Annotated in this window: 2 protein-coding genes; both read right to left on the minus strand. The window is 60.6% G+C overall.

All coding sequences use genetic code 11. The annotated features are described in order from the left end of the window. On the minus strand, nucleotides 1–884 hold an 884-nt coding region (locus GXX82_04895), incomplete at its 3' end, for a DUF2169 domain-containing protein (GenBank protein NLT22365.1). 1 nt (nucleotide 885) lies between these two features. Beyond that, nucleotides 886–1,547: hypothetical protein (locus tag GXX82_04900; GenBank protein NLT22366.1), on the minus strand; the 662-nt coding region annotated here is incomplete at its 5' end.

Below are 1,547 nucleotides of genomic sequence, written 5' to 3' on the forward strand. Positions count from 1 at the left end.
AGCCAGACTGTGTCGATATGGGTGAGCACTTCCTTGAAGACCGTCTCGCCGTCGGGTTTGTTCACGTCGGAAAGCTGGTTGACGAAGAGGCGGTGGCGCAATGCCGGAAGACGCGACTCGATGACGGGCATTTTCGGGTGCATGCCGGTAACGACGAAGGTCTCCGTCCCCCGGAAGAATTCATCCATCTGCTGGTCTTCGGGAGCGGCATTGAAATAGGTCCAGTTCATGTCGTCGGGGTAGAAGGGCCAGCGCTCCTGAAACCACCTGTTGTCATAGGTGCCGAGCTTCTTTGCCCTCTGGGGCCAGGTGTAATCAAGGGGGCCGAAACCAGCCGGGTCCGGACGGTCCGAGATCGAACCCACAAGGCGGCCCGGGTCTTCGATATTGGGCAGCGGATGCACCTCGGCTCCCGACGCCGCAAGGACAGGCGCGATACCCCTGCCCGCGGGGTTTCTGTCAAACCCTCCGCCGCCAAAGGCCCTGTCGTACGTCACGGGCATCTCGGTGAAAGGCTCGGGGTCACTTATCGCGAAGCCCACCCCGGCGGCCTTTTTCCAGTAGCGGTTGCCGAACACGTAGAGGGTCTTCTCCATGGGACCGAGTCTCACGCTCACCCGGGACGCACCCCGGGGTTTGCCGTCGGGTGCAAAGCACCTGCCCCAGACAAGCATCTCCCCCTTCGGTTTCGGCATGGCCATGTCGAGGATGGCGTCCTTGCCGAGCTCCCCCTGGACGAAGGGCCACATCTCCTGCTCCTTCAGGGGGTTTGACGGGTCCATGAAGGCGAAAAAGGTCATCACCGTCACGGCAAGGTAATACCTGTCGCCGAGGCCGAAATAGTTGAGAAGAAGAGAATGTTCCGATTCCTTGATGACCTTCATATCAAACCTGTATAATTTGCAGGGCCTCCTCGGTAGCGATCCCGGCGTCCCTGAGCTGTGTGCCTGCGGTCCTCAACGTCTCCCCGGCGTTGTTGACCCCGATGCCCGCGTTCGTTATCTTCGCCCCAGCGATCTTGGTCTCGTTGCCGACGCCGCGCAGGTTCCCGATGGTGTTGTCCATCTTTGTCGCCACCGCGTCGATCCTCTGGGCGTTTGCCTCCGTTCTCGTCGCCGTCGTCTTGACGCTGTTCGCTATGACCTCTGTCCTCTGTGCGAGAGTGTTGACCCTCATGGCCGTGTTCTGCATGCGCTGTCCGACGACCTGGTTCACCTGACCTTCTATCCTCGTTGCCTCGCCGGCGAAGCGCTGCTTGCTCGCGCGGGCAACAGTCATGCTGGCGTAGGTCTTCCAGTTCCCCGGGGTGACGTTCACGTGGAAGTTCCTGAAATTCAGGATCTCCGGGATCTGGGTCTCGAACTTGCCGCCGAATACCGCATCCATCAATCCCCCGACCGTGAACCAGACGCGAAGCCCGACCACCCAGCTGTTCACGTTCCCGAGGATGATCTCGTTCTTCCCGCCGCAAAACACATCGAGCCACCCGTTTGTTGCCTCCTTGATGCCCGTGCCGCCCTTGATGAAGCTGTGGCCCTCATACTCGG

It is taken from the genome of Syntrophorhabdus sp. (assembly GCA_012719415.1).
GTDB lineage: Bacteria > Desulfobacterota > Syntrophorhabdia > Syntrophorhabdales > Syntrophorhabdaceae > Delta-02.